Origin of the sequence: Streptomyces sp. NPDC091371, assembly GCF_040684275.1 — a bacterium.
GTDB lineage: Bacteria > Actinomycetota > Actinomycetes > Streptomycetales > Streptomycetaceae > Streptomyces.
The window spans coordinates 56,460-78,879 of record NZ_JBFBFP010000025.1; the positions used below are offsets into that span (position 1 = coordinate 56,460).

At 70.5% G+C, this 22,420-nt stretch carries 18 protein-coding genes and 1 pseudogene; 12 read left to right on the forward strand and 7 right to left on the reverse strand.

Features of this window, described 5'->3' with window-relative positions; translation table 11 throughout:
• Window positions 1-5: 5 nt before the first annotated feature.
• From AB0O21_RS25070 to AB0O21_RS25080, 3 genes are all read right to left on the reverse strand, one after another.
• Complete coding sequence (locus tag AB0O21_RS25070) at window positions 6-323, reverse strand: hypothetical protein (RefSeq protein ID WP_365174118.1); 318 nt, start codon at window positions 321-323, stop codon at window positions 6-8.
• Complete coding sequence (locus AB0O21_RS25075; protein ID WP_365174121.1) at window positions 320-3,847, reverse strand: ALF repeat-containing protein; 3,528 nt, start codon at window positions 3,845-3,847, stop codon at window positions 320-322. Before AB0O21_RS25075 ends, AB0O21_RS25070 begins: the two co-directional genes overlap by 4 nt.
• Before the next feature lie 786 nt (window positions 3,848-4,633).
• Entirely contained in the window at window positions 4,634-5,629 is a 996-nt protein-coding gene (locus AB0O21_RS25080; protein ID WP_365174124.1) for a helix-turn-helix transcriptional regulator, read from the reverse strand.
• A gap of 79 nt (window positions 5,630-5,708) precedes the next feature.
• On the opposite strand from AB0O21_RS25080, the gene AB0O21_RS25085 reads away from it, so the two are divergent.
• The 4 genes and pseudogenes from AB0O21_RS25085 to AB0O21_RS25100 form a co-directional block, all read left to right on the forward strand.
• On the forward strand, window positions 5,709-5,999 hold the full coding sequence (locus AB0O21_RS25085; RefSeq protein ID WP_365174127.1) for a hypothetical protein: 291 nt from the start codon (window positions 5,709-5,711) through the stop codon (window positions 5,997-5,999).
• A gap of 207 nt (window positions 6,000-6,206) precedes the next feature.
• Window positions 6,207-6,350 carry a hypothetical protein gene (locus tag AB0O21_RS25090; protein ID WP_365174129.1) on the forward strand — a complete coding sequence of 48 codons (144 nt, stop codon included), beginning with the start codon at window positions 6,207-6,209 and terminating at the stop codon, window positions 6,348-6,350.
• A gap of 321 nt (window positions 6,351-6,671) precedes the next feature.
• Window positions 6,672-7,982 (forward strand): PQQ-binding-like beta-propeller repeat protein, encoded by a 1,311-nt coding sequence (locus AB0O21_RS25095; RefSeq protein ID WP_365174132.1) that lies wholly within the window; start codon window positions 6,672-6,674, stop codon window positions 7,980-7,982.
• A gap of 88 nt (window positions 7,983-8,070) precedes the next feature.
• Window positions 8,071-8,379 (forward strand): annotated as a pseudogene (locus AB0O21_RS25100) (IS5/IS1182 family transposase); the annotation flags it as partial.
• Between the two features lie 100 nt (window positions 8,380-8,479).
• Here AB0O21_RS25100 and AB0O21_RS25105 read toward each other — a convergent pair.
• Together AB0O21_RS25105 and AB0O21_RS25110 are read right to left on the reverse strand one after the other, a co-directional pair.
• On the reverse strand, window positions 8,480-9,127 hold the full coding sequence (locus AB0O21_RS25105; protein WP_365174134.1) for an NAD(P)-binding domain-containing protein: 648 nt from the start codon (window positions 9,125-9,127) through the stop codon (window positions 8,480-8,482).
• Window positions 9,128-9,175: 48 nt separating this feature from the next.
• Window positions 9,176-9,988: an inositol monophosphatase gene (locus AB0O21_RS25110; RefSeq protein ID WP_365174136.1), complete on the reverse strand. Its 813-nt coding sequence runs from the start codon at window positions 9,986-9,988 to the stop codon at window positions 9,176-9,178.
• 116 nt (window positions 9,989-10,104) lie between these two features.
• Between AB0O21_RS25110 and AB0O21_RS25115 the strand changes: the two genes are divergently transcribed.
• The 3 genes from AB0O21_RS25115 (at window position 10,105) to AB0O21_RS25125 (ending at window position 13,619) form a co-directional block, all read left to right on the forward strand.
• Window positions 10,105-11,049 (forward strand): LysR family transcriptional regulator, encoded by a 945-nt coding sequence (locus AB0O21_RS25115; RefSeq protein ID WP_365174139.1) that lies wholly within the window; start codon window positions 10,105-10,107, stop codon window positions 11,047-11,049.
• A 535-nt stretch (window positions 11,050-11,584) separates the two neighbouring features.
• Window positions 11,585-12,214, forward strand: a complete 630-nt coding sequence (locus tag AB0O21_RS25120; RefSeq protein WP_365174141.1) for an HAD-IA family hydrolase — start codon at window positions 11,585-11,587, stop codon at window positions 12,212-12,214.
• Between the two features lie 334 nt (window positions 12,215-12,548).
• The gene (locus AB0O21_RS25125; protein WP_365174144.1) at window positions 12,549-13,619 is read left to right on the forward strand and encodes a PI-PLC domain-containing protein; all 1,071 of its coding nucleotides are present in this window, start codon (window positions 12,549-12,551) and stop codon (window positions 13,617-13,619) included.
• Between the two features lie 58 nt (window positions 13,620-13,677).
• Here AB0O21_RS25125 and AB0O21_RS25130 read toward each other — a convergent pair whose 3' ends face one another.
• Together AB0O21_RS25130 and AB0O21_RS25135 are read right to left on the reverse strand one after the other, a co-directional pair.
• On the reverse strand, window positions 13,678-14,898 hold the full coding sequence (locus AB0O21_RS25130) for a beta-ketoacyl-[acyl-carrier-protein] synthase family protein (protein WP_365174146.1): 1,221 nt from the start codon (window positions 14,896-14,898) through the stop codon (window positions 13,678-13,680).
• 266 nt (window positions 14,899-15,164) lie between these two features.
• Window positions 15,165-15,725 (reverse strand): DUF6817 domain-containing protein, encoded by a 561-nt coding sequence (locus tag AB0O21_RS25135; protein ID WP_365174149.1) that lies wholly within the window; start codon window positions 15,723-15,725, stop codon window positions 15,165-15,167.
• A 540-nt stretch (window positions 15,726-16,265) separates the two neighbouring features.
• On the opposite strand from AB0O21_RS25135, the gene AB0O21_RS25140 reads away from it, so the two are divergent.
• From AB0O21_RS25140 to AB0O21_RS25160, 5 genes are all read left to right on the forward strand, one after another.
• Window positions 16,266-17,684 carry a cellulase family glycosylhydrolase gene (locus AB0O21_RS25140; protein ID WP_365174152.1) on the forward strand — a complete coding sequence of 473 codons (1,419 nt, stop codon included), beginning with the start codon at window positions 16,266-16,268 and terminating at the stop codon, window positions 17,682-17,684.
• Window positions 17,685-17,815: 131 nt separating this feature from the next.
• Window positions 17,816-18,829, forward strand: a complete 1,014-nt coding sequence (locus AB0O21_RS25145; protein ID WP_365174154.1) for an SPFH domain-containing protein — start codon at window positions 17,816-17,818, stop codon at window positions 18,827-18,829.
• Window positions 18,826-19,722 (forward strand): hypothetical protein, encoded by an 897-nt coding sequence (locus AB0O21_RS25150; protein WP_365174157.1) that lies wholly within the window; start codon window positions 18,826-18,828, stop codon window positions 19,720-19,722. The genes AB0O21_RS25145 and AB0O21_RS25150 overlap by 4 nt, the downstream gene beginning before the upstream one ends.
• A 185-nt stretch (window positions 19,723-19,907) precedes the next feature.
• Window positions 19,908-20,645 carry an SDR family NAD(P)-dependent oxidoreductase gene (locus tag AB0O21_RS25155; protein ID WP_365174160.1) on the forward strand — a complete coding sequence of 246 codons (738 nt, stop codon included), beginning with the start codon at window positions 19,908-19,910 and terminating at the stop codon, window positions 20,643-20,645.
• A 168-nt stretch (window positions 20,646-20,813) separates the two neighbouring features.
• Window positions 20,814-22,415, forward strand: coding sequence for an ISL3 family transposase (locus tag AB0O21_RS25160; RefSeq protein WP_365174163.1), 1,602 nt, complete (start codon window positions 20,814-20,816; stop codon window positions 22,413-22,415).
• Window positions 22,416-22,420 lie beyond the last annotated feature (5 nt).

Sequence of the window (22,420 nt, forward strand, 5' to 3'; positions counted from 1 at the left end):
CCGTCCTAGAAATAGAGATCAATCAAAAAAGGCTGGTGGGAGGGGTTCTCCGCTCCGGTGATCCGAAGGGCATCCGCCGATCGCGGATTCGCTCGGCGGATGCCGGCGGTCGTGCCGAGCCCGCCGTTCTCGACCGACAGGTAGATGAAGTCGCTGGACGCTTGCTCATCGAGCCACTCCCATCGGCCACTGAAGTCGGCGGGGGCGGAGAACCCGTCCGTCACCACGTCGGTGGCCGAGAACCTTCCGTCGGAATCGAGCCGCAGCTCGGCAGCCGCCAGGCAGGCGGCAAGCCGCCCGGCTCTCGCCCTCCCGCGCATCACGGTCCCAGCGTGACGTCGAACTCGATGACCTGGGTCTTGGGCGACATCGGACCGGAGTCGCCGATGATCTTGTCGATCACGGAACCGACGTTGTCGCTCCACCAGTCCGTGTATCCGATGACCGGGGGGTGGGTCGCGGACTCGATGTCCGACTCGTTGTACGCGGTGTACCGCCACACGACGGAGCCGTCGGCGTTCTTGCGGATGGGCGTCATCCGGACCTGGTGGGAGCCCAGGAACGTGTACGCGAGGTTGCCCGTGAGACCGGCCGTGGTGAGCGTCCCGTAGTCCTGAAGGTACTTCCACGCCCCGTCGTAGCCGCCGAGCGAGTAGTCGAACCTGAGTGTGCGGCCGAGTTCGTAGTTCCCCGTACGCGTACGGTCTGCGAAGAAGGCCATCGCCTCCTGTGTGCGCTTGTGCTCACGGTAGATGCGGGTGAAGTCGTCGTTCGGGCCGAAGCACTGCGACCGGGGGCCCTTTCCGGTCAGCCAGCTCCAGCCCAACTCCCACGGGCTGGTGCTGTTGCCCGACTCGATGGGGCTGCCGAACGGCGTCAGGCAGCTCTCGGCACCTGCCGGAAGGCCGCCCTCGGCCGGGTTGATGGGAACCTTCGCGTTGTCCAGCGCCTTCTGGATCGCCTCGCGCCTCGCGGCCTCGATGACGAGCTGCTTGGCCTGCAACGCCGCCTGCGCGGCCGCGCCGGCGCTCTCTCCGGCGGCGAGCGATGCCTGGCGGGCCGCCGAGGCCGAGGCCGCGGCAGCCGCGGCGTAGGAAGCGGCCTCAGTGGCGGACCGTACGGCGCGGGTCGCCGCGCTCCGCGCCACGCTGCTCGCCTTGCGTGCCGCGGCAGCCGCCTGACGTGCGGTCTCGGCGGAGCGCGCGGCAGCGGCTGCGGACCCTTCGGCGGCCTCGGCGTTCTTGCGCGCTTCCTCCGCGGACAGCTTGGCGGCCGCGGCATAGCCCTTGGCGCGCTCGGCCCACTCGCCCGCCTTCTGGGCGGCGTCGCGTGCGAGGGCCGCCGCCTCGGACGCCCGTGAAGCGTTCTCCTGCGCTTCCTGGGCCACCTTGGCCGCGCCCGCGATCATCGCCCGGATCGCGCTGATGTGCGTGGCGTGGTCGTGGTCGATCCGTGCGAACTCGTACTGCGTGGTGGCGATGAACTGGCGCAGCATGTGCGCGTCACCTTCGAGCGCGATCTTGGCGGCCGCCTTGACGTAGGGGCCCCCGTTCGCCAGGAGGGTCGTGGCCTTCACCCGGTCGTCCTCGCGGACGGCCGCGGCACGCTCGACGTGCAGGAAGACGTGCAGAGCCTGGGCGGTGTCCTTCTCCAGCGCGGCCACGGCCGCACGTCGCTCCGCGGAGCCGATGGTGTTGTCGGCCAGGACCGTTGTCACCTCGACCCGGTTGTCCTCCTTGGCCGCCTCGATCGACCCGCTCTCCAGGAACGTCCTGACTTTCGCGGCGTCCTCGGTCTTGAGCACCTCGGCGGCGGCCAGCGTCACCTTCTTCGTCGAGATCGCCGCCATGGCCGCGACGTTCTCGACGTTGTCCTGCTGCAGAGCGATGAGACGGTCGGCGTCGATCCAGTGGACGACGTCCTCGTCCGAGCCGGCCAGCGCGAACTCCGCGGCCTCCCGGGTCCATGTGCCGGACCGGTCGATGAGCTGGATCGCCGCCTTGCGCCCGGCCGCCACGGCCTCCGCGGTCCTGCCGCCCTTCAGCGCCGACTCCGAGGACGCGATGAGCGCGAGCAGTTCCTGGGACAGACGCGCTTCCTGCGTCCGCTCCCGGTTGTACCGTTCGAGCTGGTCCGTCTCCGCTTTCGCCGCGAGCCGCGCCTGCTCGATCGCCTCGGCGGTCTCCTCGGCCAGCCTGTCGGTCTCGGCCGCACGAGCCGTCTGCTCGACCGCGCGTGCCTTGTCGACCGCCTCGGCAGCCTTGTTCGCCGCCTCGACGGCCGCGTCGGCGGCTGCCGTCGACCGGTTGGCGTAGTCGACCGCCTGGCCGGCGTGGTTGGCCGCCTCCAGAGCCGCCGCGGCCGCCTTCGCGGCGTGATCGGCGGCGCTGTTGGCCGCGTCGCGCGCCAGGCGGGCGGCAGCGGCCGCCTCTCCGGCCAAGGTCCGCGACTTGCCCGCGGCATACGTCGCCCTGGCCGCGGCGGCCTCCGCCACGGCGGCCTCCCGCTGCGCGGCGGCGGCCTCGGACTGCGCGGCGCCGGACGCCGCGGCCGCGTCGGCCGATGCCCGAGCGGCGGCGGCGGCCTCGACCGCCGAACCGGCGGCAGCGGCGCCCGCTGCGTCGGCCGCGTCGGCAGCCTGGGCCGCGAGGTCGGCCTTCTGCGCCACGGTGCGGACGAAGTTGACCATCGCCGTCGCGGCCTGCGCCGCCGCTCGGGCCGCGTCCGCCATCGACGCGTCCTTGGAGGCACCGATCGCGGCCTGGTACGCCCGAGCCGCGGCGCGTCCCGCCGCAGCGGCCGCGGCCGCTGCGGCCTGCGCGGCCGCCACCGAACGCTGGGCTGCGGCCTGCGCCGTACGCGAGGCCGAGACCGCAGTCGCCGCGGCTGCTGCCGCGCCCCTGGCTGCCTGTGCCGCCTTGTTCGCGGCCCTGGCAGAGCGCTGGACGTCGTGCTCGGCGGCCTCGGCCTCGGCCTTGGCCTCCAGCGCCGCCTTCTTCGCGCTCTCGGCAGCCTTGACCGCCTGCTGGGACAGCTCGATGGCCTCGTCGGTCTTCCGGCCGGCGCGTTGCCCCTCGGCCTCCACGACCTTGACCAGCTGCTGAATGGTCGCGGTCTCCTCGTCACGGGCCCGGGCGATGTACTGGCCCGTCTCCAGGAACCACCGGATCGCCCTCGGCGTCCCGTCGTCCAGTGCCCGCTTGGCGTACTCCCGCACCTGCGGCGACGCCGTCACGAGGATGGACGTCACCTGCACACGCTCGTCCTCTTCCTTGGCGGTGAACTGTCCGCCGCTCAGGAAGGCACGCAACGCGAAGTCCGACCCGGCCTCCAGGGCAGCGGATCCCTCACGCTTCACGGCACGGGCACCGTGCGCCATGACCGTGGTCACGGCCACCCTGAGGTCCTCGCGCACCGTGGTCTGGAATCCGCCCTGGAGGTAGGCCTCGACCGCCGCCGTTCCGCCGGACAGGGCCGTGCCGATGCTTTCGCGAGTCGCCCTGCCCGCCATCACCAGAGACTGCGTGAGCGTGAACCTGTTGTCCTCGGCCCTGGCCGCGGGCAGCCTCTCGTCGAGGAACGCCCGGATGTCCGCCGCACTTCCCACCAGAGCCGCGGCGGCAGCGGTGCGAACGGCGCGGCCGCCCGTTCTGTACGCCCAGACGACCCTGCCGCGTTCGGTATCAGGCAGACCGGATCCCTTGGGCAGAGGGGCGGCTCCGGTCCCCTCCGCCGCGTATGCGGGCCGGCTGAGCACCGTGCAGTTCGGCAACGCGCAACCGGCTGCCACGCCGGCGAAAGCGGCGAGTATCTGACGTCTGCTGAATTGTCGTGAACGCTGTGCCATCACGACTCCCTTCTAGTGCGCTGATCCCGACCAGGACGTTCTCCCGGCCTGACGGACTGTCGTGGTCGGTGGTCCGCACCCGGTATGCCGCGTCGGACTCTGGGATCACGTCCTGTGGCGACGTGTTCTCCGGTGGCGCCGGCCGGGTTCACGTTTCGCTCCCTGGCGGCGATCACCACTTTCGGCGCACCGCGAAGGTGAAGGGAAGGGGATTCGGATGGACGGAAGCGTCCCTGACCCGATCCGGCCCGGGTGCGCTTCCAGCGGCACCTTGCGGGCAGCACGTGCTGTGGCTGCACCTCGGCCCGCATCACGAAGTCGTCAGCCGGCCGGGAAGTCGTCAGCGGGTACGGACCACCGCAGACGTGCTCCATCCCGCAGAAGGGGCAGACCGAATCGAACAAGGGTCGGGAGGCGTCGACGGCCGGCAGAAGAGCGGCACACGCCGGGACGCTCCTCACCCTCGCAAGGGCATGGGGGCATTGGGGGCGAGACCAGAGGACAGCCGATGCACTGGACGCTTGCGGCCCAGGCCCCTTCATGCCAGCACCCTCAACTTCCGCAGGCGTCGGGAAGCGGAAACACTCGGCTCTGTGACGACAACGCGCATACGGCGGCGCCCGCCGGACCCCCTTCGCCGGCCGGCCAGGGCGATCGCTCCGGCCGGCCACGTGGACGGCAGCGCCCCACCCGGGCTCGGAACCACACCACCGCCATGGCAAGGGCGCCGCGTCATCCGAGGAGCCCTCGCACAGGCCGGTCGCGAGGGTCCCCGGCGAGGCGGACTCAGCCCGGTTGCGCGGGCAGCCATCCGTGCTGGACCGCCCGGACACCCGCCTCGAACCTGCTGCGCGCGCCCAGCCGTTCCATGAGATCGTTCGCGATCCGCCGGGCCGTACGCGTGGACACCCCCAGCCGCTTGGCGATCGTCTCGTCCGTGTGCCCCTCGGAGAGCAAGGAGATGACGGTGGCCTCCTGCGCACTCAAGCCGTGACCGTCCCGGACAGGGGCCTCACCGAGCGGCTGCGCCACAGCCCACACACTCTCGTACAGCGCGCACAGCGCGGTCAGCGTTCCCTGCCCGGTCAGTACCACAGCGCCGCCCGCGCTGTCCTCACTGCTCACGGGTATCACCGCGGTCGACCGGTCCACGATGATCAGCCGAGTGGGCAGGGAGGCCACGGTGCGGACCTGGCCGCCCAACGAGGCGGTCCAGCGCGCGTACTCCACGGTCGGCCTGTGGTGGCGGACACTGTCCAGGTACACCACCCTGGTGCGCACCCCGCGCCCCAGGAGCTCGGCGTCCAGTGGTCGCGACGCGGCGATGTTCCCCTCCGTCTGGGGCCCTCCGGGTGCGAACGTCATGACTTCGTGGCGGACTTCACGGGTCAGACGTGTGAGGCGGTCCCGGATCTGGTCCAGGCCGATCAACTGCTCGACTCCCGGGCTGACGGTGGCCGGCCGCAGGTCGGCGTACTCGGCGATCAACTGGGCGGCGACCGCCCGCGAGGCCTCCAGCCGCTGCTGTTGGGCGGCGATCTCGGCCTGCTGGCGGGCCATCAGGACTTCCATCCCGAGGTCCGGCGAGACCGCGCGCAGCCCTCCGGTCTCGGCCGAGGGCCGGACCAGCGCGAGCTCGCTGAGGGCGTCGAGTCCGTCGCGTACCTGTTGTTCCGTCGTGCCGACGCGGGCGGCCAGGGCCGCGACCCCGCCCCCCGGATCAGCCAGCATGGCTCGATAGACGGCCTCCGCCGTTGCGTCAAGCCCCAGTGCAGACAGCACTAAGTTCCCCCAAAACATGCTCATCTTCAGCATAAAAAAGATCATCATATGCCCGCGGCGGGATGCAGAAGGAGGACCCATGTACCTCGTACACGCGCGCTTGGAACCGTCGGCCCAGGGCGGCGAACTACCGTCCGACCTGCGTGCCCTTGTCTACGAGTCCACCCGTCCCGAGGACGGCGTCGAGCACGTCAGCGTGCACGGTGACGTGCCCTCGGCGCCGGTGCTGGGCCTCTTCCTTATGGCCGGCTCGCTGGCCCAGGCAGAGGCGAACGCGGCGGCCGTTTGCGCCCGGCTGCTGGAGATCCACCCCGAGCTGGCGGGCTGGACTCTCGTGCGCGCCGAGGTCCCGCTCCTCGTCATCGACTGACCCCAACGGCACGTGGACACAAACGGCCGCTGCCGTTTCCGTCCACTCGCCAGCCCTTCCACCCGCTCTGACCTGCGTCGATAGTGGTTCTTGCCCGAACGGACACCGATCCCGAAGGCACTGGGACCGGAAAGCGCCACCGCGGGGCGCGACCGGTTCAGGACACCCGTCCGCCTTGCCGTCAACGCTCAGGAACGGAAGAACCCCATGATTCGCAAGCGTATCGCCCAGGTTGCCGCGGTCCTCACGCTCGCCGCCCTCGCCCCCCTGTTCGGCGCCGCAACGGCAACCGCCGCGCCTGCCCAGTCCGCCCCCACCGTCACGGCGCAGGCCAACATGGGCTGGCAGTAGGCAGCCTGCCGGCTGGGCCTCCGCGTCCTCATGCGCAGGTCGAGGGTCGCGGGCCCCGGGCGGCCGCGGGCTTCCGACACGTGAAACGGCTGCGGCGAAGGCGAGTCCGACGCCTCGACTGTCAGGGCCCGGCCAGGTCGACGACGCCGCCCACGGCCGGCCCCGAGGTCACCCCGCCCCTCGCTGACGCCGACCCGGTGCGGGGCATGAAGGAACATCACTGCCACAACCCCTCGGACCCACACCTATGATCATCGCGCTGGAGAACCGCGTGACGCCCGTCTGCCGACCGGCGGCGTCACGCCAAGGGGGGTAGCGAGCATGACCACACGAACGACGCGATCGAACGACGACGAGCCGAACGACGATTCGCCCGCGCGCAGAGAACGGACCAGGCGCACCCTGATACGGGGTGGTGCGCTCGTGGCCCTGGTCTGCACCGTCACCGTCGCTTCCGTCGTCATCGCGGGCCGGTTCCCCGGCGACTCGATGGCCACGGTTTGGGAGGCCCCCGCGGACGACAAGGCCACCGAGCGGGCCAAGTGGGACAGTCCGTACGAGGGCGACGGGGCCTGGCTGGCCGGCGACACGTTGGTGCGGAGCGGGTACAGCGCGGCAACCGGCCACGACGCCGGGACCGGCAAACAGGTCTGGGAGTACCGGCCGCCGGGTAGCACCAAGATCTGTGCGGCCGGGGCCGACGTAGACCGATCCGTCATGGTCGTCACGCGCGACGACGAGAACCGGCCCGCCTCGGACAAGCGGCAGTTGTGCACCACCCTCGCAGCGGTCGACATGAAGAACGGCCGCGAGATCTGGCGCACCTCGGTCCCGGCCGCGTCCCGCGAGAGGAAGTTGAGCGACCACGAGCGCGCCCTGGTGACCGCGGGCGGCGGTCTCGCCGTGCTCATCCACCAGGGACTGCGCGCCGTCGACGTACGCACCGGCACGCCCCGCTGGACCGCGGCCGTTCCCCCCGACTGCGTCCCCGCCCATGCCCTGCCGGCCGTGCGGCACGTCGGCGCCCTCCTCGCCTGCGGTGGCTCGAAGAAGGAACCGAACGCGATCCCCAAGGATGCCGAACTGCGGGCGGCCGCCTTCGACCCGACCACCGGCGCTCTCCTGTGGTCCACCCCGACGGGCGACCGTGAGCCGGCCACGTGGGGCGAAAGCGGAGCGCTCCTCGTCTCCGCCGACCCGCTGATCGTGAACGGCGTCCGCCTCCTGCACTCCTTCAGCAGGGACGGCAGGCCCAACCCGCCCATCGCGTCCACAGGCTCCAGCAGCTGGATGGCAGTGGACGACACCAGGCTCTACACCTTCGACAGCAGCTACGTGGGGAAGGTCGGCTACCGGGGGGACGTCGTCGCGTACGACCTGGCCACCGGCCGGCAGGCGTGGAAGAGCGACCTCGACACCGATGGCGAGGCCTTCCACCTCCAGGACGGGAGGCTGACCGTGGTCGGCGGAGGCAATGGCATAGGGCTGGAAACGCACCTCTACCTCCTCGACGCCGCCACCGGCAAGGAACGCGACGTCCGCCGCTTCCACTACGGCGAGACCCCATCGGGCAGGGCCTTCGAGTACAAGGGTCTGCTCATCGTCGATGGCACGGCGTACAAACGCTCGTAACTCGATGGCAATGCGGCAAACTGCTCGTTTGAGAATGAGTTGAGCTTCGGGCTTTCCGTTCAGTGATCACCACAGGCAAGGTGCCGGAGTGCCTGCCGATCTTGTTCCTGACGACCTGTGGGATCGGGTGGCTCCGCTGCTGCCGTTGCGGAGCGGGACTGGACCGGGGCCGGCGCGCGTGGCCGCGTCTGCACGCGGCCCTGCTGACCGAGCGGCGCCGTGCAGACCTGGTGGATCTGGACGACCACGCCGTGGACGGGTCGCACGCCCGGGCATTCAAAGGGGGGAACACGTCGGCCCCTCACCCGTCGACCGGGCCCGTCCCGGCTCCAAGCACCCTCTGATCGTCGACCGGTACGGAGCCCCGCTGTTATGGCCGGTCACCCTCAGTCACGGCCCCACAGGACTTGAGCCCGAACCTGGGTTCGTGCGTCACTTGCAGCCCAGCGGCCGTTGTCCGTGCCGGCGCTCAGCTGCCTGGTATGAGCCTGGTGGGGTCAGCGGGCGAGGGAGACTGCGAAGGGCTTGAAGCCCTGTCGGCGCAGGATGTGGGGCACGACCAGGATCATGGCTTCGGTGGCGCGCGCTGTGGTGATGTCGCCAAGGTCCTCGATCCGTTCGGGCCGCCAGCCCAGGTCGCCGAGCAGGCCGGTGACCGTCCTCTTCGCGTGTTCGTCGTCGCCCGAGACATAGACGGTCGGTGGGGTGGCCAGTGTTTCGGGAGCGGTCATGACCATGAACAGCATGGTGTTGAGGGTCTTGACCACGTGGGTGTCGGGGAGGGCGGCCTGGAGCTTCTCGGCGAGGCTGCTGCCGGGATAGCACAGGTCTCCGGGCAGGCCGTCACCGGCGTCGCGGGTGGCGTTGGAGACGTCGACGAGGATCTTGCCGGCGAGTTCGGTTCGCAGGCCGGACAGGCGGTCCAGGGAGCTGTCGCCGGGCGTTGCGTTGATCACGATGTCCGCCGTGCGGGCGGTGGTGCGCTGGTCGGCGAAGGAGACGCGGGGGCCTGTGCCTTCGGCGGCCGCTGTGGTCCCTTGCGTCGGGCTCCGGCGGCCGAGGATGACGTGGTGTCCGGCCGAGGAGAGCTTGCCGGCGAGGTTGGCGCCGACGCGGCCGGCGCCCAGGATGCCGATGCTTGCCATGAGGTGGTGCTCCTTGCGGTTTGGGGTGGGAAGGGAGGAGGTGCCCGGTCAGGCGATCGGTGAGAGGACCTTGAGGGCTGTGGCGTGGATGCCGGGCGCGGCGGCCAGGAAGTCGCGGCTCCCGGTGTTCCAGGGTTCGCCGGCCAGGTCGGTGACGGTGCCTCCGGCCTCGGAGACCAGCAGGGCGCCGGCGACCAGGCCGGAGCGGACGTCGGAGAACTGCCAGAACGCGTCCATGCGTCCGGCGGCGACATGGATGAGCTGCATCGTGGCGGGAACGGACACGCGCACGACGAGGCCGTTGATGAGCATGGCGGTGACGGAGTCACCGATCCGCCGGAAGGTGCGCTCGTCCTCGCCTGGTTTGGCCTGACCGGTGCCGATGAGCGCGGCGCCCAGATCGGTCTTGGCGGACACCTTCAGCGGTCGGTCGTTGAGGCGGGCACCTCCGCCGGCGACGGCGGTGTAGGTGTCGCCGGTCAGCGGCAGGTGGACGACGGTGAGTACCGGCTGGTTGTCGCGGACCAGGGTGGCGGTGACGGCCCAGTCCTCCATGCCGTGAACGTGGTTGATGTTGCCCTCGGCGGGGTCGACGACCCACCACTCCCCGGGCGGCAGCGCGCCGCCGGCCAGCTCGTCCTCGGCCCACTGCGACCCCTGCCGGGCCCGCAGGAGCGGTTCGCGCAGTACGTCCAGCACCGCGTCGTCGTTGGCGTGGATCTCCTCGACGACCTCGTCGAGGCTCACGCCCCGGGCGTGCGAGGTGTAGCGGTCGCGCAGCGTGAGGCCGGCGGCCTTCACCGCTGCGGTCACGTCGGACATGAGTGTCGTGTCGGCGTCGAAAGGCATGGCTGTGCTCATGGCGGGCTTCCTTGGGTTCGGTCGATGCGGGCGGCTTGTGCCGCACCCGCACTTCGAAGTTAGGCCCCCTGTTTGTTAACAACAAGTGCATGCTTTTCACTCGTAGAGTTACTCTCATGCAACTGGATCTGAACCTGCTCACCGCCCTGGACGCCCTGCTGGAAGAGGGCAGCGTCGCCGGCGCCGCAACCCGCCTCCACGTCACCCCGCCGGCGATGAGCCGCTCACTGGGCCGCATCCGCAAGGCGACCGGCGATCAGATCCTGGTCCGCACCGGCCGCAGCATGGTCCCCACCACCCGCGCGCTGGCCATACGCGACCAGGTCCACGCCCTCGTGCAGCAGGCCCACCAACTTCTGTCCACGCAGCAGGAACTCGACCTGGCGACCCTGGAGCGCGTGTTCACCGTGCGCTGGCACGACGCCCTGACCGCCGCTTGCGGAACCGCCCTGATCACCGCCGTCCGCCGCCAGGCCCCTGGTGTCCAGCTGCGCCTGCCCGCCGAACCTGGGACGGACGACGCAGAGCTGCGCCGGGGTGAGGTCGACCTCGAATCCAGCTCCAGCCGGCCGACGCTCCCCGACATCCGCCACCGCCTCGTCGGCAGGGACCGGCTCGTCGTCGCCGTCCGCCCGGGCCACCCGCTCACCGAAGGCCCGCTGAGCGTCGAGCGCTACGCGGCCGCCGAACACCTCACCGTCTCGCGGCGCGGACGCCTGCGCGACCATATCGACGACGCCCTGACCACACGCGGCCTCGAACGGCGCGTCGTCGCCGCCGGCCCCACCGCCGCCTTCGCTCTGCAACTCGCGCTCGGCACCGACCTGGTCGTCACCCTTCCCGACGCGGTGACCCTCACGGCACGGGACCAACTCGGCCTGGTCACACTGCCGCTGCCACTCCAGTTGCCCGACGTCCCCCTGTACCTGCTGTGGCACCAGCGCTATGACGACGACCGTGCCCACACCTGGCTGCGCGAAACGGCCGCCGAAACAGTCCAGGCACTATTCGCACCACCGACCGCCTCTCAACAGTCCCTCGCCAACCGGTCCGGGCAGTGACAGAAGCGCCCGGGGGAAGGCGCGCGCCAGCTCCCTCCCGTTCTCGTGGGAATCACCTGTTCGCACGAACGCGCGACTCCCAATCTCGCATCGAACGGCGCCGGCGACCTCGCTGCCAAGGGCCGTCTGCGCCACCGCAGTCGAAGTCTCTCCGGTTGCGGGGTGCGTCGCTTTCCGCAGGTGGCGACCGCGAGGAGGCCGCCCGCAGATACCTGTGGGAAGTGCTCGGAGGGCCGGTGATACGTTTCCACGAGAGATCAACTTCCGGGAGTCCGGACTCCTCTGGTGTGGTGGCCGCCACCGAATGCCTGCATGCCGGTCAGTCCCTCTATACATACGTGACCGCCCAGTCGAGACCTATCAGGAGCACCAGCATGGCCTCGTCCGCGCCCGGCCCCAGCGGCTTTCCCCCCGAGGACGACACCAAGCGGGCCGCCTATCTGCCGGCCGCCCTGGAACAAGTCCGCGACGTACACCGTCCCGCATCCCCGCCTTCCCGCCCTTCACCCGATCCTCACCCTGCTGGAGTTCTCTGATGTCTCACCGCACCGGCCTCGTCCTCGATTTCGGCGGGGTGCTCACCACTCCGCTGCTGCCAGCCGTGCTGGCCTTCGAGCAGCGCGAGGGGCTGGCGCAGGGGGCGTGTATCAAGGCGCTGTACATGGACGCGGAAGGTGTTCGGCTCACCCGCGCGCTGGAGCGCGGTGCGATCACCCAGACCGAATGGAACGAGGCAGCCGCCCCCAAACTCGGCGTCTCGCCGGACAATCTGATGGGCCGGATCTTCGCCGACCTGCGGCCTGAGCAGACCTTGATCGACGCGGCCGCCGCGGCAAAGCGGGCCGGGATCAGGGTCGGCATCCTGTCCAACTCGGTGGGGCTTACCCCCTGGAACCTCTATGACGGCTATGAGCTCGAAGCCCTCTATCACGGTGTGGTCATCTCCGAATGCCACGGGATGCGCAAGCCCGATCCGGAGCTTTTCGAGGTCATGCTGAAGCTCCTGGGCCTGTCGGCCGACGAGTGCGTATTCGTCGACGACACCGAGGAGTACGTGCGGGCAGCTGAGGAGCTGGGCTTCGCGGGAGTGCAGGCGCTGCAGCCCGAGCAGACGGTCTCCCGACTCGAGGACCTGCTGGGTCTGACGCTGACCGACCCGCGCTGATCTGACCTGCTCCAGATTGAGGAGAGGCCGGCGACGACAGCGTCCTCGTCATGGAGGAGTCCGCGGGCTGACTGCTGCGCGACGGCAAGTCGCTGTTGTGGACCTGCTCGATCCAGTCGAGGAGGTCGTTCGCGGGAGTAGCGGGGGTTTCTGGACGGAGGCGTCCAGGATCGAGTGCCTGAGCCGGCCCGGGAGCGGCGCGCCCGAACCTCGTCGGGCCATCGGGAGGCCGTCGCCGGGGTGTCCGCTGGCGTCGGCCCGCAGCAGCGGCCGGATTCGGCCGGTGCCGTCCGAGGGGCGGCGTGTCGTCGCGGGGCGCGCTACGCTCCCGGGCATGGTTGACATGGACACGACTTACACGGGTGTGGCCCAGAGGCGTTCCGGCACCTCACCGGCGCGAAGAACCGGCCTCCGTCTCCTGGTGTGCCTCTTCCTGCTGGCCCTCCTCGGCGCACCGGGCACCGCCGCGGCCAAACCCCCTCACCCCTCCCCCGCCGCCCCACGGGCGGCCGAGGCCAACGCCCGGTGGGGCGACCGCCGGCTCGACGAGGTCTCCTTCCTGACCACCCACAACGCCTTCACCAACTACGAGGACTCGCGCTGGAGTTCGGTGAACCAGTCCGAGTCGGTGCGCGCCCAGCTCGACAACGGGGTCCGCGGCCTGAGCCTGGACACCCACTGGTACGAGCACAGCACCTGGCTGTGCGTCATCAGCTTCGGCAGCGACTGCTACCCGAGCGACGTGTACCTGTGCCACGGCGACTGCAAGACCTTCGCCGGAGCCACGTACGCGCTGCCGAGGCAGTCCTTCCACGGCACCGTGCAGACCGTGGTGGACTTCCTGGCCTCCCATCCGCAGGAGGTGGTGACCCTCTTCCTCGAGGACTACGTCAGCGCCGAGCAGCTCCGGCAGTCCCTCGGCAGGGTACGCGGGATCGACGAGCTGCTGTTCCGGCCGGACGAGTGGGGCGTCCGGCAGAATGGCTGGCCGAAGGTGGCCGACCTCGTCACCGCGGGCAAGCGCCTGCTGGTCTTCTCGGACAGGTCCGACCGCGAGCACCTGGGCGTCATGTACGACAGGTCCTGGACGGTGAGCAACTACTGGAGCCTCGGCGACCTGGGCAACGACCTCGCATGCGTCACCCGCTGGCCCGATGTGCCCCTCGACCGGCAGGAGCCCGGATTTCGCAGGCTGTTCACGATGAGCCACCACCGCAACGTACCCACGGTCCTCACGGCAGCCCTGGACAATGGCGCCAAGCTCCGGAACCGCATCGCGGAGCAGTGCCGGACCGCGACCGGGGGCCGCAGTCCCAACTTCGTCTCCGTCGACTTCCACCGCCTGTCCGACGGCAGCGGCCACACCCCCGCATCGATCGTCGCGGAGCTCAACGCGGGCCCGTGAGACGACGGGCGCTGCCGTGGCGGGCGGCGCCCCGGGCGGGCCCTGGCCGGGGATGCGGTCAGGCGGAGGTGAAGAGCAGGGCGGTGTTGTGGCCGCCGAAGCCGAAGGCGTTCGCCAAGGCGGCGGGCACCGGCATCCGGCGGGGGCCGCCCGCGACCAGGTCCAGGCCGATCCCCGGGTCCGGGGACTCCAGGTTGCGGGTCGGCGGGACCACCCCCTCGTACACCGCCCGCACCGCCGCGATGGCCCCCACCGCGCCCGCCGCCCCGAACAGGTGCCCCGTCATGGACTTGGTCGCCGTCACTGCGGCGTGCGTGCCCAGCGCCTCGGCGATCGACCGCGCCTCCACCAGGTCGCCCGCCTGCGTCGACGTCGCATGCGCGTGCACGAGTGCGACGTCGGCGGGGGCGAGCCCGGCCGAGGCCAGCGCCGTCCGGATCGCGCGTACCTGTCCCGGCGCGTGGGCGGCGGTGATGTGGTGTGCGTCGGAGGTCACCCCTGCCCCCGCCAGCCGCGCGTACACCCGTGCCCCGCGCGCGGCCGCGAACTCCGCCCGCTCCAGGACCACCAGCCCCGCCCCCTCGCCGATGACGAAACCGTCGCGGCCGGTGTCGAAGGGGCGGGAGGCCGCCGCCGGGTCGTCGTTGCGCGTCGAGTGGGCCTTGGCCTGGGCGAACCCGGCCAGCGGCAGCGGGTGCACGCAGGCCTCGGTACCGCCGGCCACCACCACGTCGGCCCGTCCGAGCCGGATCAGGTCCAGGGCGAGCGAGAGGGCTTCCCCGCCGGAGGCGCAGGCACTGACCGGGGTGTGCGCGCCGCCGCGCGCGCCCAGCTCGATGGACACCCAGGCCGCCGGGCCGTTGGCCATCAGCATCGGAACCGTGTGCGGGGAGACCTTGCGCACGCCGGACGCCTCCAGGACGTCGTCCTGCCCGAGCAGGGTCAGCGCCCCGCCGGTCCCGGTGCCGACGACGACGGCGAGCCGCTCCGGATCCACCTGCGGCCGCCCCGCGTCCGCCCACGCCTCGCGGGCGGCCACCAGCGCGAGCTGCTCGCAGCGGTCCAGGCGCCTCGCCTGCACCCGGTCAAGCACCTCGGCCGGCTCCTGACGCACCCGCCCGGCGATGCGCACGGGGAGGGACTCCGCCCACTCCTCCTCGATGGCGCGGATGCCGTTCTCGCCGCGCAGCATCGCCTGCCAGGTGGCCTCCGCGTCACCGCCGAGCGGTGTGGTGGCCCCCAGCCCAGTGACGGCAACTCCGGTGATACCCGTATCCATGACGTCTCCCCCTTGTGGTGATCTCACAGTCGGTCGGACTGGCTGTGAGACCACTGTGTCAAGCGGGGGCCTGACTCATGAGCAGGATGATCAATCGATTCATGATCACGAATTTGTAGGGTTCGGCCATGGCGATCAGCCCAACAGGACTACGATCACCCAGGCCCGGCCCAGTGTCGCGGCCGGCTGTTCGATGTCGAGTGCCACGGCCTGGAGTTCGCGCGCCGGGCCGCCGCTCATCCGGGCCGTCCACGAGCCCGCGCGGTTCAGCCGAGGACCGCGGTCACCTCTCGGCGGGTCGCCTCCGACAGGAGCGGACTCCAGCGCGTGAAGAGCTCCAGCAGGTCCGCCCCGTTGCGCTCGCGGAAGGACGCGTTCACCTTGGCCAGGTCCAGCTCGTTGGCCACCGTGAGCTCGGCGAAGTCGCGGCGCTGCTGCAGGGACGGGGTGAACTCCTCGCCGGTGAAGCGGTCCCGGAAGGTCACCGACGCCTCGTCCGGGGCGGCGAGGCTGGGGTAGGAGGCCTTGCGGTCGCAGCTGGAGTAGAAGTAGACGAGTTCTTCCGCCTCCTCACCGATCGCCTCGGCGAGGCGGCCGCGCTCGGAGAGTTCCAGGAGGCTCAGGGGCAGCCCGTCCGTGCCGTAGAAGGCGTGGCACAGGGCCGCGGTCTGCAGGACGGGCCGTGCGCCCCACTCGGCGAGCAGCGCCTCGACGCGCAGCAGGTGGGTCAGAAGGGTTCCGCCAGAGTGCTTGGTCGTCTCGGCTCCCAACTCCTTGAGCAGGGCGATCGCCGGTGAGTCGGTGTGCTTGTCGTTGCTGTCCGTCATGCGCACATCATGGCTGGGCGCCCGCCCTGGCGTCCGCCGGGACCGACATACGGACACCGGGACCATGCCGTACCACACCGACCCGGGAGCGAAGCCGATCCTGTGGCCGTCGAGTCAGGTCCGCTGCACCCCGGGTGGCCCGCCGCAGGTGCCTCCCATGACTGCCGTCAGCCTGTCGGATACCCCGGCTTCGATCTCGTCCAGCGTGTAGCGGGCCGGGGTCGTCTGCCGCCCGCCCACGCCGCGCGGACGTCGCTCCCGGTGCCCCATTTCTGCCGCCGCCGCTGCCGGGCGTCGGCGGCGGACCGCGCCCCGCGCGTCGGTCGAGGCCCGATGTTCGATCCGGGTGTTCCTTATTTCCGCCATGGCGTTCCTCGGCGGGCACGTCTTCGATCCCGCGTTCCGGGAGTCGGGGAAGGCCGTGAAGGAGGAGGTCTCACCAACTCCCGCGAAATGATGGGAACTTGAGGCACTCATCAGTAACATCCGACCGGCCAGTGGCACGCCGTCCGAGAATCCACCCTCGAAAGGGTCTCCTGCATGCGCCGGACCTCCCGTTTCGCTCCCGTCGCCCTCGCCGTGGCAGCCCTCCTGCTCGGCGCACTGCCCACGCAGGCCCAGGCCCACCCCGACCCCGCCCCCGACCGTGTCACGGTCGGCGACCGCACCTACATCGCCGATGCCCAAGGCCGCGCCCTGCAGTGGCGCGGCTTCAACCTCGCCGACAAGCGCAGCCGAGGAGGCGACGCGTTCGCCGACATCCACGAGAGCGACCTCAAGGACATGGCCGCCCGGGGCTTCAACCTTGCGCGCCTGGCGTTCTTCTGGGACGACCTCGAGCCCACCCCCGGGCACTACGACCGCGGTTACCTCGCCAAGATGCGCCGCATCCTCGACTGGGCCGACCGCTACCACGTCGAGGTCATCCTCGACGCCCACCAGGACGTGTACGGCCCGCACTTCGGCTCCCGCGGCGTCCCCGACTGGGCGACCCGCGACGACGGACTGCCGTTCACGCCGATACCCGACGACTGGTTCTCCCAGTACTTCGAGCCATCCGTGCAGGCCGCCTTCGACCACCTGTACAAGGACTCCGACCTCCGCACCGCGCACGCCCGCATGTGGATGACGGTCGCCTCCGCCCTGGGCCGGCACCCGGCGCTGCTCGGCTACGACCTGATGAACGAGCCGTTCGCGAAGTTCCTCGAAGGCGAAGACCTCCCCGCCGCCGCGGCCCGCTTCGAGGCCGGCGAGCTCACCGAAATGTGGAACCGCCTTGCGCGGGCGATCCGCCTGGTCGACCAGAAGTCGTGGGTGTTCGTCGAACCCACCGTCATCGTCGGTCTCGGCGTCCCCACTCAGCTGGGCCACATCGACGACCCGCACGCCGGGTACGCGCCGCACTTCTACGAGACCGCGATGGAAACCGGCGCCGACTACGACCCCGACGGCACCTTCATCCCCGCCTACGAGGCCGCGATCAGCGACTACCCGACCCGTAACCGCATGCCGGTGATCGTCGGGGAGTGGGGCGGCAACCCTTACGTGGCGCACGCGAGCCAGTTCGCCACCCACATGACGGCCGCCCTGGACCGCTTCTCCAGTGGCTGGACCTGGTGGCAGTGGTGCCGGGGCGGCGGCTACTGCTTCCTCGACCAGGCGGGCGCAGTGAAGCCCAACGCCAGGCTGCTCATCCAGCCGTACGCGCGGGCCGTCGCGGGAGACCCGCTCGGCTTCGCGTACGACCCCGCCGCACGCACCTACTCCCTCACCTTCCGCACCCGCGACGGCGCCGAGGGACCCACCCAGATCACCGTGCCCAAGGACACCTACCCGAACGGCTACCGCGTCACAGTGCGAGGCGGCAACGCCAGGTGGGACGGCCACGGCCAGACCGTCACCGTGAACACCCGCGGAAGAACCGGAACCACATACAAGGTCACGATCAGCCCGAGGTAGCCCGACTCGATCGCCTGGGGCTCGGGTGGGTGGTGGGTCGGAGAGCCAGTCGCAGATCTCGGCTTTTCGTCCTCTTGACGATATCAACACCGATCGTTATCGTCATGGTGACGAAATGAAGGGGGTTTGCCATGGCCGACATCACCCGGCGCTTCGGATGGCGTCATCTGCGATCCGCACCCACCACCCACATCCGCCACCACAAGCGCGGCCGGCTCGTCCATGACGGCCGGGGGCTCAGCTTCTGGTACCGGTCGCTGTCCGCGGCGCTGTCCGAAGTACCCGTCGACGACCGCGAGCTGGCCATGGCGTTCCACGCCCGTACGGCCGACTTCCAGGACGTCACCGTGCAGGCCACCGTCACGTACCGGATCAGCGACCCGGCCGAGGCGGCGGAGCGGCTCGACTTCTCCGTGGATCCGGATACCGGCAGCTGGCGCGGCGCGCCGTTGGAGCAGATCTCCACCCTCCTCACCGAGACCGCGCAGCAGCACACGCTGGACGTGCTGGCCCGGACCCCGCTGGCCGCCGCCTTGGTGGACGGCGTCGCCTCCGTACGCCAGAGCGTCGCCGCCGGTCTCGCCGCCGAGCCCAGACTTCCGGCCACCGGCATCGATGTCGTGGCCGTGCGCGTCGTGGCGATCCGGCCGGAAGCCGAGGTGGAGCGCGCCCTGCGCACGCCGGCCCGCGAGCAGATCCAGCAGGAGGCGGACCGGGCCACTTACGAACGGCGGGCCGTCGCCGTCGAGCGCGAGCGTGCGATCGCCGAGAACGAGCTGGCCAGTCAGATCGAACTGGCCCGGCGCGAGGAGGAGTTGGTCGCGCAGCGGGGCATCAACTCCCGTCGCGAGGCCGAGGAGAAGGCGGCGGCCGACAGCGTACGGACCGAGGCGGAGGCGGCCCGCACGGTCCGTCTGGCCCGGGCGGACGCTGCGGCAGCCCGCGAGACCGGCTCGGCACGAGCCGAGGCCCAGGCTGCCTGGCTCCAGGTGCACGGCGAGACCGGCCCGGGCACGCTGTACGCCCTGGCGGCGACCCGGCTGGCGGAGAACCTGCCCCGGGTCGAAAGCATCACGCTCACCCCGGACGTCCTCACCGGCCTCCTCAGCAGGCTCGGGCGTCCGGACCCCGGGGCGGACGCGTGAGCCTGGCCCCCCGGGCGGTGCTCGTGCACCGCAGGACCGAGTACGAGGAACTGATCGGCCGGCACGGGACGCACGGGCAGGCCGCGTTCTTCCTCTCCAGCCGGGGCCGCTCGATCGACGAGGTGGTCAGCCGCCACAACCGGACCCGGGACGCGCTGCGCGAGGTGGCGGCGGCCGTGCCGCTCACCTGGCGCAGCTCGCAGGTGGAACGGGCGGACCTGGACCGCTTCCTGTTCGCGCCGGAGGACGTGGTGGTCGTGGTCGGGCAGGACGGCCTGGTCGCCAACACCGCGAAGTACCTCTCCGGGCAGCCGGTGGTCGGCATCGACACCGACCCGGGACGCAACCCCGGAGTCCTGGTCCGTCACCGCTCCACGGACACGGCCGCCCTGCTGCGCGCCGCGACCGCCGGGGGACGGACGGAAGACCTGACCATGGTCGAGGCCGTCGCCGACGACACCCAGCGCCTTCTCGCGCTGAACGAGATCTACCTGGGCCCGCCCGGACACCAGACGGCCCGCTACCGCCTGGGCCCCGACAGCGAGAAGGGCCCGGGCGAGGCGCAGGCGTCCTCCGGCGTACTCGTCGGCACCGGCACCGGCGCCACCGGCTGGCTGCGCTCCCTGTGGCTGGAACGCGGCAGCACCGCACAGTTGCCGGCTCCTTGCGACCGCCGGCTCCTCTGGTTCGTCCGAGAGGCGTGGCCGTCGCCCGCGACCGGAACCTCACGGGTCTGCGGCCAGCTGGAACAGCAGCAGGGACTACGACTGACCGTGGAGTCGGACCGGATCGTGGTCTTCGGCGACGGCATGGAGGCCGATGCGCTACAGCTGACCTGGGGCCAGAGCGTACGACTGGGCATCGCGGCGACTTCACTGCGCCTGCTGACCTGACCACCCGCCCGGCCGACCGTGGTCCGTCCTCCCTCTCTACCCCCTCGAGACCGGCCGACTGCCGCCCCCGTACCTTTTCGCGGCTCGGCAATGGGGCCTCCGGCCCTCGGGTCCGGCATGACTTCCCCCTGTCTTCACCGCCCGTGAGCTCCAGGCAGCTCGGACAGCACCCAGTTCTCAGGGGTTTGAGCCAAGGAGCAGGGCGGACAGGCGGGGAAGCCGACGGCGGGGCCGGGCGTGGGTTCGGGAGGGCGTTCGCGTTGCACGCGGGCCGGATGGGTGCACGCCTGTTCGTATCTGCCCGCACTCTGGCGGCCGCTCAGAAGGTGGCCGACGAGGTGGCGGCCGACAGCCGTGCGCACGTGGATGCGTTCGCCTGTGATCTGGCTGACCCAGCCACCGTACGGGGCTTCGCGGACGGGGTTGCCACTCACACCGGCCGGATTGATGTGCTGATCAACAATGGCGCCAGGTACCTGGAAGGCCCTGACCTGTGGGACGCCGACGACGAAGCGATCATCGACACCGTCGCTTCCGGAGCCACCGGCACCCTGCTGACGGTCAAGCACTTCCTGCCCTTGCTGCGCGCCTCCGAGGCTGCGGATGTGGTCAACATGGTCTCCTCAGCAGCGGAAACCCGGAACCACCGGTCTCAGGCGCATCCTGCGTTCTACGCAGCCAAGGCCGCCCAGGCCGGTTTCGCTGACGTCCTCTCTCATCGGCTCCGCCCCGAGGGCATCCGAGTCATATCGCTCTACCCGCCGGATTTCACGGACGGCGACCCGCTCCACCCCGCCTGGGACCATGCCTCCCGGACCTCAGATGACCCGCTGACCGCCCAATCCGTCCTCGACTGCGTCCTTTTCGCGATCGGCCAACCACGAGACTGCTTCATCCGCTCGTTTCACTTCGAGCAGCTGTAGACCCCGGAACGGGCTCAGGACACCATGGCGGACCCCCCACCCCTTGTTTGCATGGCTGGCGCCTGAGGAGCACGAGCAACCCTGGCCGTTTTCCAGGTTCTGGCCGGAGTTCCGTGAAGTCGCAGGTCAGCAGCCGTGTGAGGGAACGTTCCGGCAGGGCATGTCTCCGTGGTGGGGGTCTGCTCGCTGGATGATGTGCTGTTTCCGGACGTCGATGTGCGGTTGGAGGCAGTGGAGTTCACTGCTGAGGTGTTGGTGGTGGTAGCGGCCGCGTGCGGTCCGCCGCCCAGATGTCCCGGCTGCCGCGTCCGGGCTCGGCGGGTGCACTCCTGCTATGAGCGATCTCTTGCCGAGCGGCCATTGTCGGGAAAGAAGCTGCTGGTCAGGCTGCGGGTCCGGCGGTTCTTCTGTGACCGGGCCGCGTGCCGACGCCGGACGTTCGTCGAGCAGGTCAGCGGGCTGAGTGAGCGGTATCGCCGCTCCAGTCTCGGGCTGAAGGCCTGGCTCCGCCAGGTTGCGGTCGAGCTCGGTGGGCGGCCCGGTGAACGGCTGTGCCGCCGCATGCACCTTGCCGCCGGACGAACGCGACTGCTGGAGCTGCTGGTTCCTCCGCCGGTGCCGGAGCGAGCCCCGCGGGTCCTCGGTGTCGACGAGTTCGCCTTCCGCAGGGGCCGCACCTACGGAACAATCCTCGTCGACGTGGAGGCCGGCCACGTCGTGGATGTTCTGCCCGACCGTACCTCCGAGACCTTCGCAGCCTGGCTGCGCGAGCATCCAGGCACCGAGATCATCTGCCGTGACCGGGCCTCGGCCTACACCCGCGCCATCAAGGAAGCGGCGCCCGATGCCGTGGAAGTCGCAGACCGCTGGCACCTGCTCCAAAACCTCGCCTCCGCCGTGGAGAAGACCTGCCACCAACACCGCGCCTGCCTGCGTAAACGCGTCGACGAGGTGACCGGCAGTATCCCGGAGGCACCACCGCTGATGCAGCTACCTCTCCAGGAACTACCGCGAACGCCGATCACCGACCGGACCCGGCACCGCCACGCTGACGTCCAGAAACTCGTCGCCGCGGGCTGGACCATCAGCGCCATCGCCCGCCGTCGCCACCTCGACCGCAAGACCGTCCGACGCTTCCGAGACACCGACCTCGACCAGCTCCTGGCCTCAGCGAACGAACGTCAGTCGGCCGGAGTCCTGGAACCGTTCAAGCCGTACCTGGACACCCGCTTCACTGAAAGCCTCGGCCAGGTCAGCGGCAGCCGCCTCTACCTGGAGATCTGCGAGCGCGGCTACCGCGGCAGCCGTCAGGTCGTCCGCAAGCACCTCGCCGCCCTCCGCGCAGGCTACGCCGAACCCATCCGCGCCGACGTACCCAGCCCTCGCAAGATCACCAGCTGGATCATGCGACCGCAAGACACCCTCCCGCCCGAACTCGCCCGCCGCCTGCTCGAAGTTCGGATCGCCTGCCCAGACATCGCCCGAGCCTGCGACCTCGCCCGAGCCTTCGCCGAAATCCTCCGACACCGGCGCGGGTTCCTGCTGACCGAGTGGATCCGCCAGGCCGAACAGGACGCCCCGAAGCCGGTGAGCGGCTTCGCCGGCTTCCTCCGACAAGACTTCGACGCCGTCACCGCCGGACTCACCCTCCACTGGAGCTCAGGCATCGTCGAAGGCCACGTCAACCGCGTGAAAACACTCAAGCGAGCAATGTACGGCCGGGCATCCTTCATGCTCCTCCGGACCCGGATCCTCACTCAGGGTAAGTAGCGATC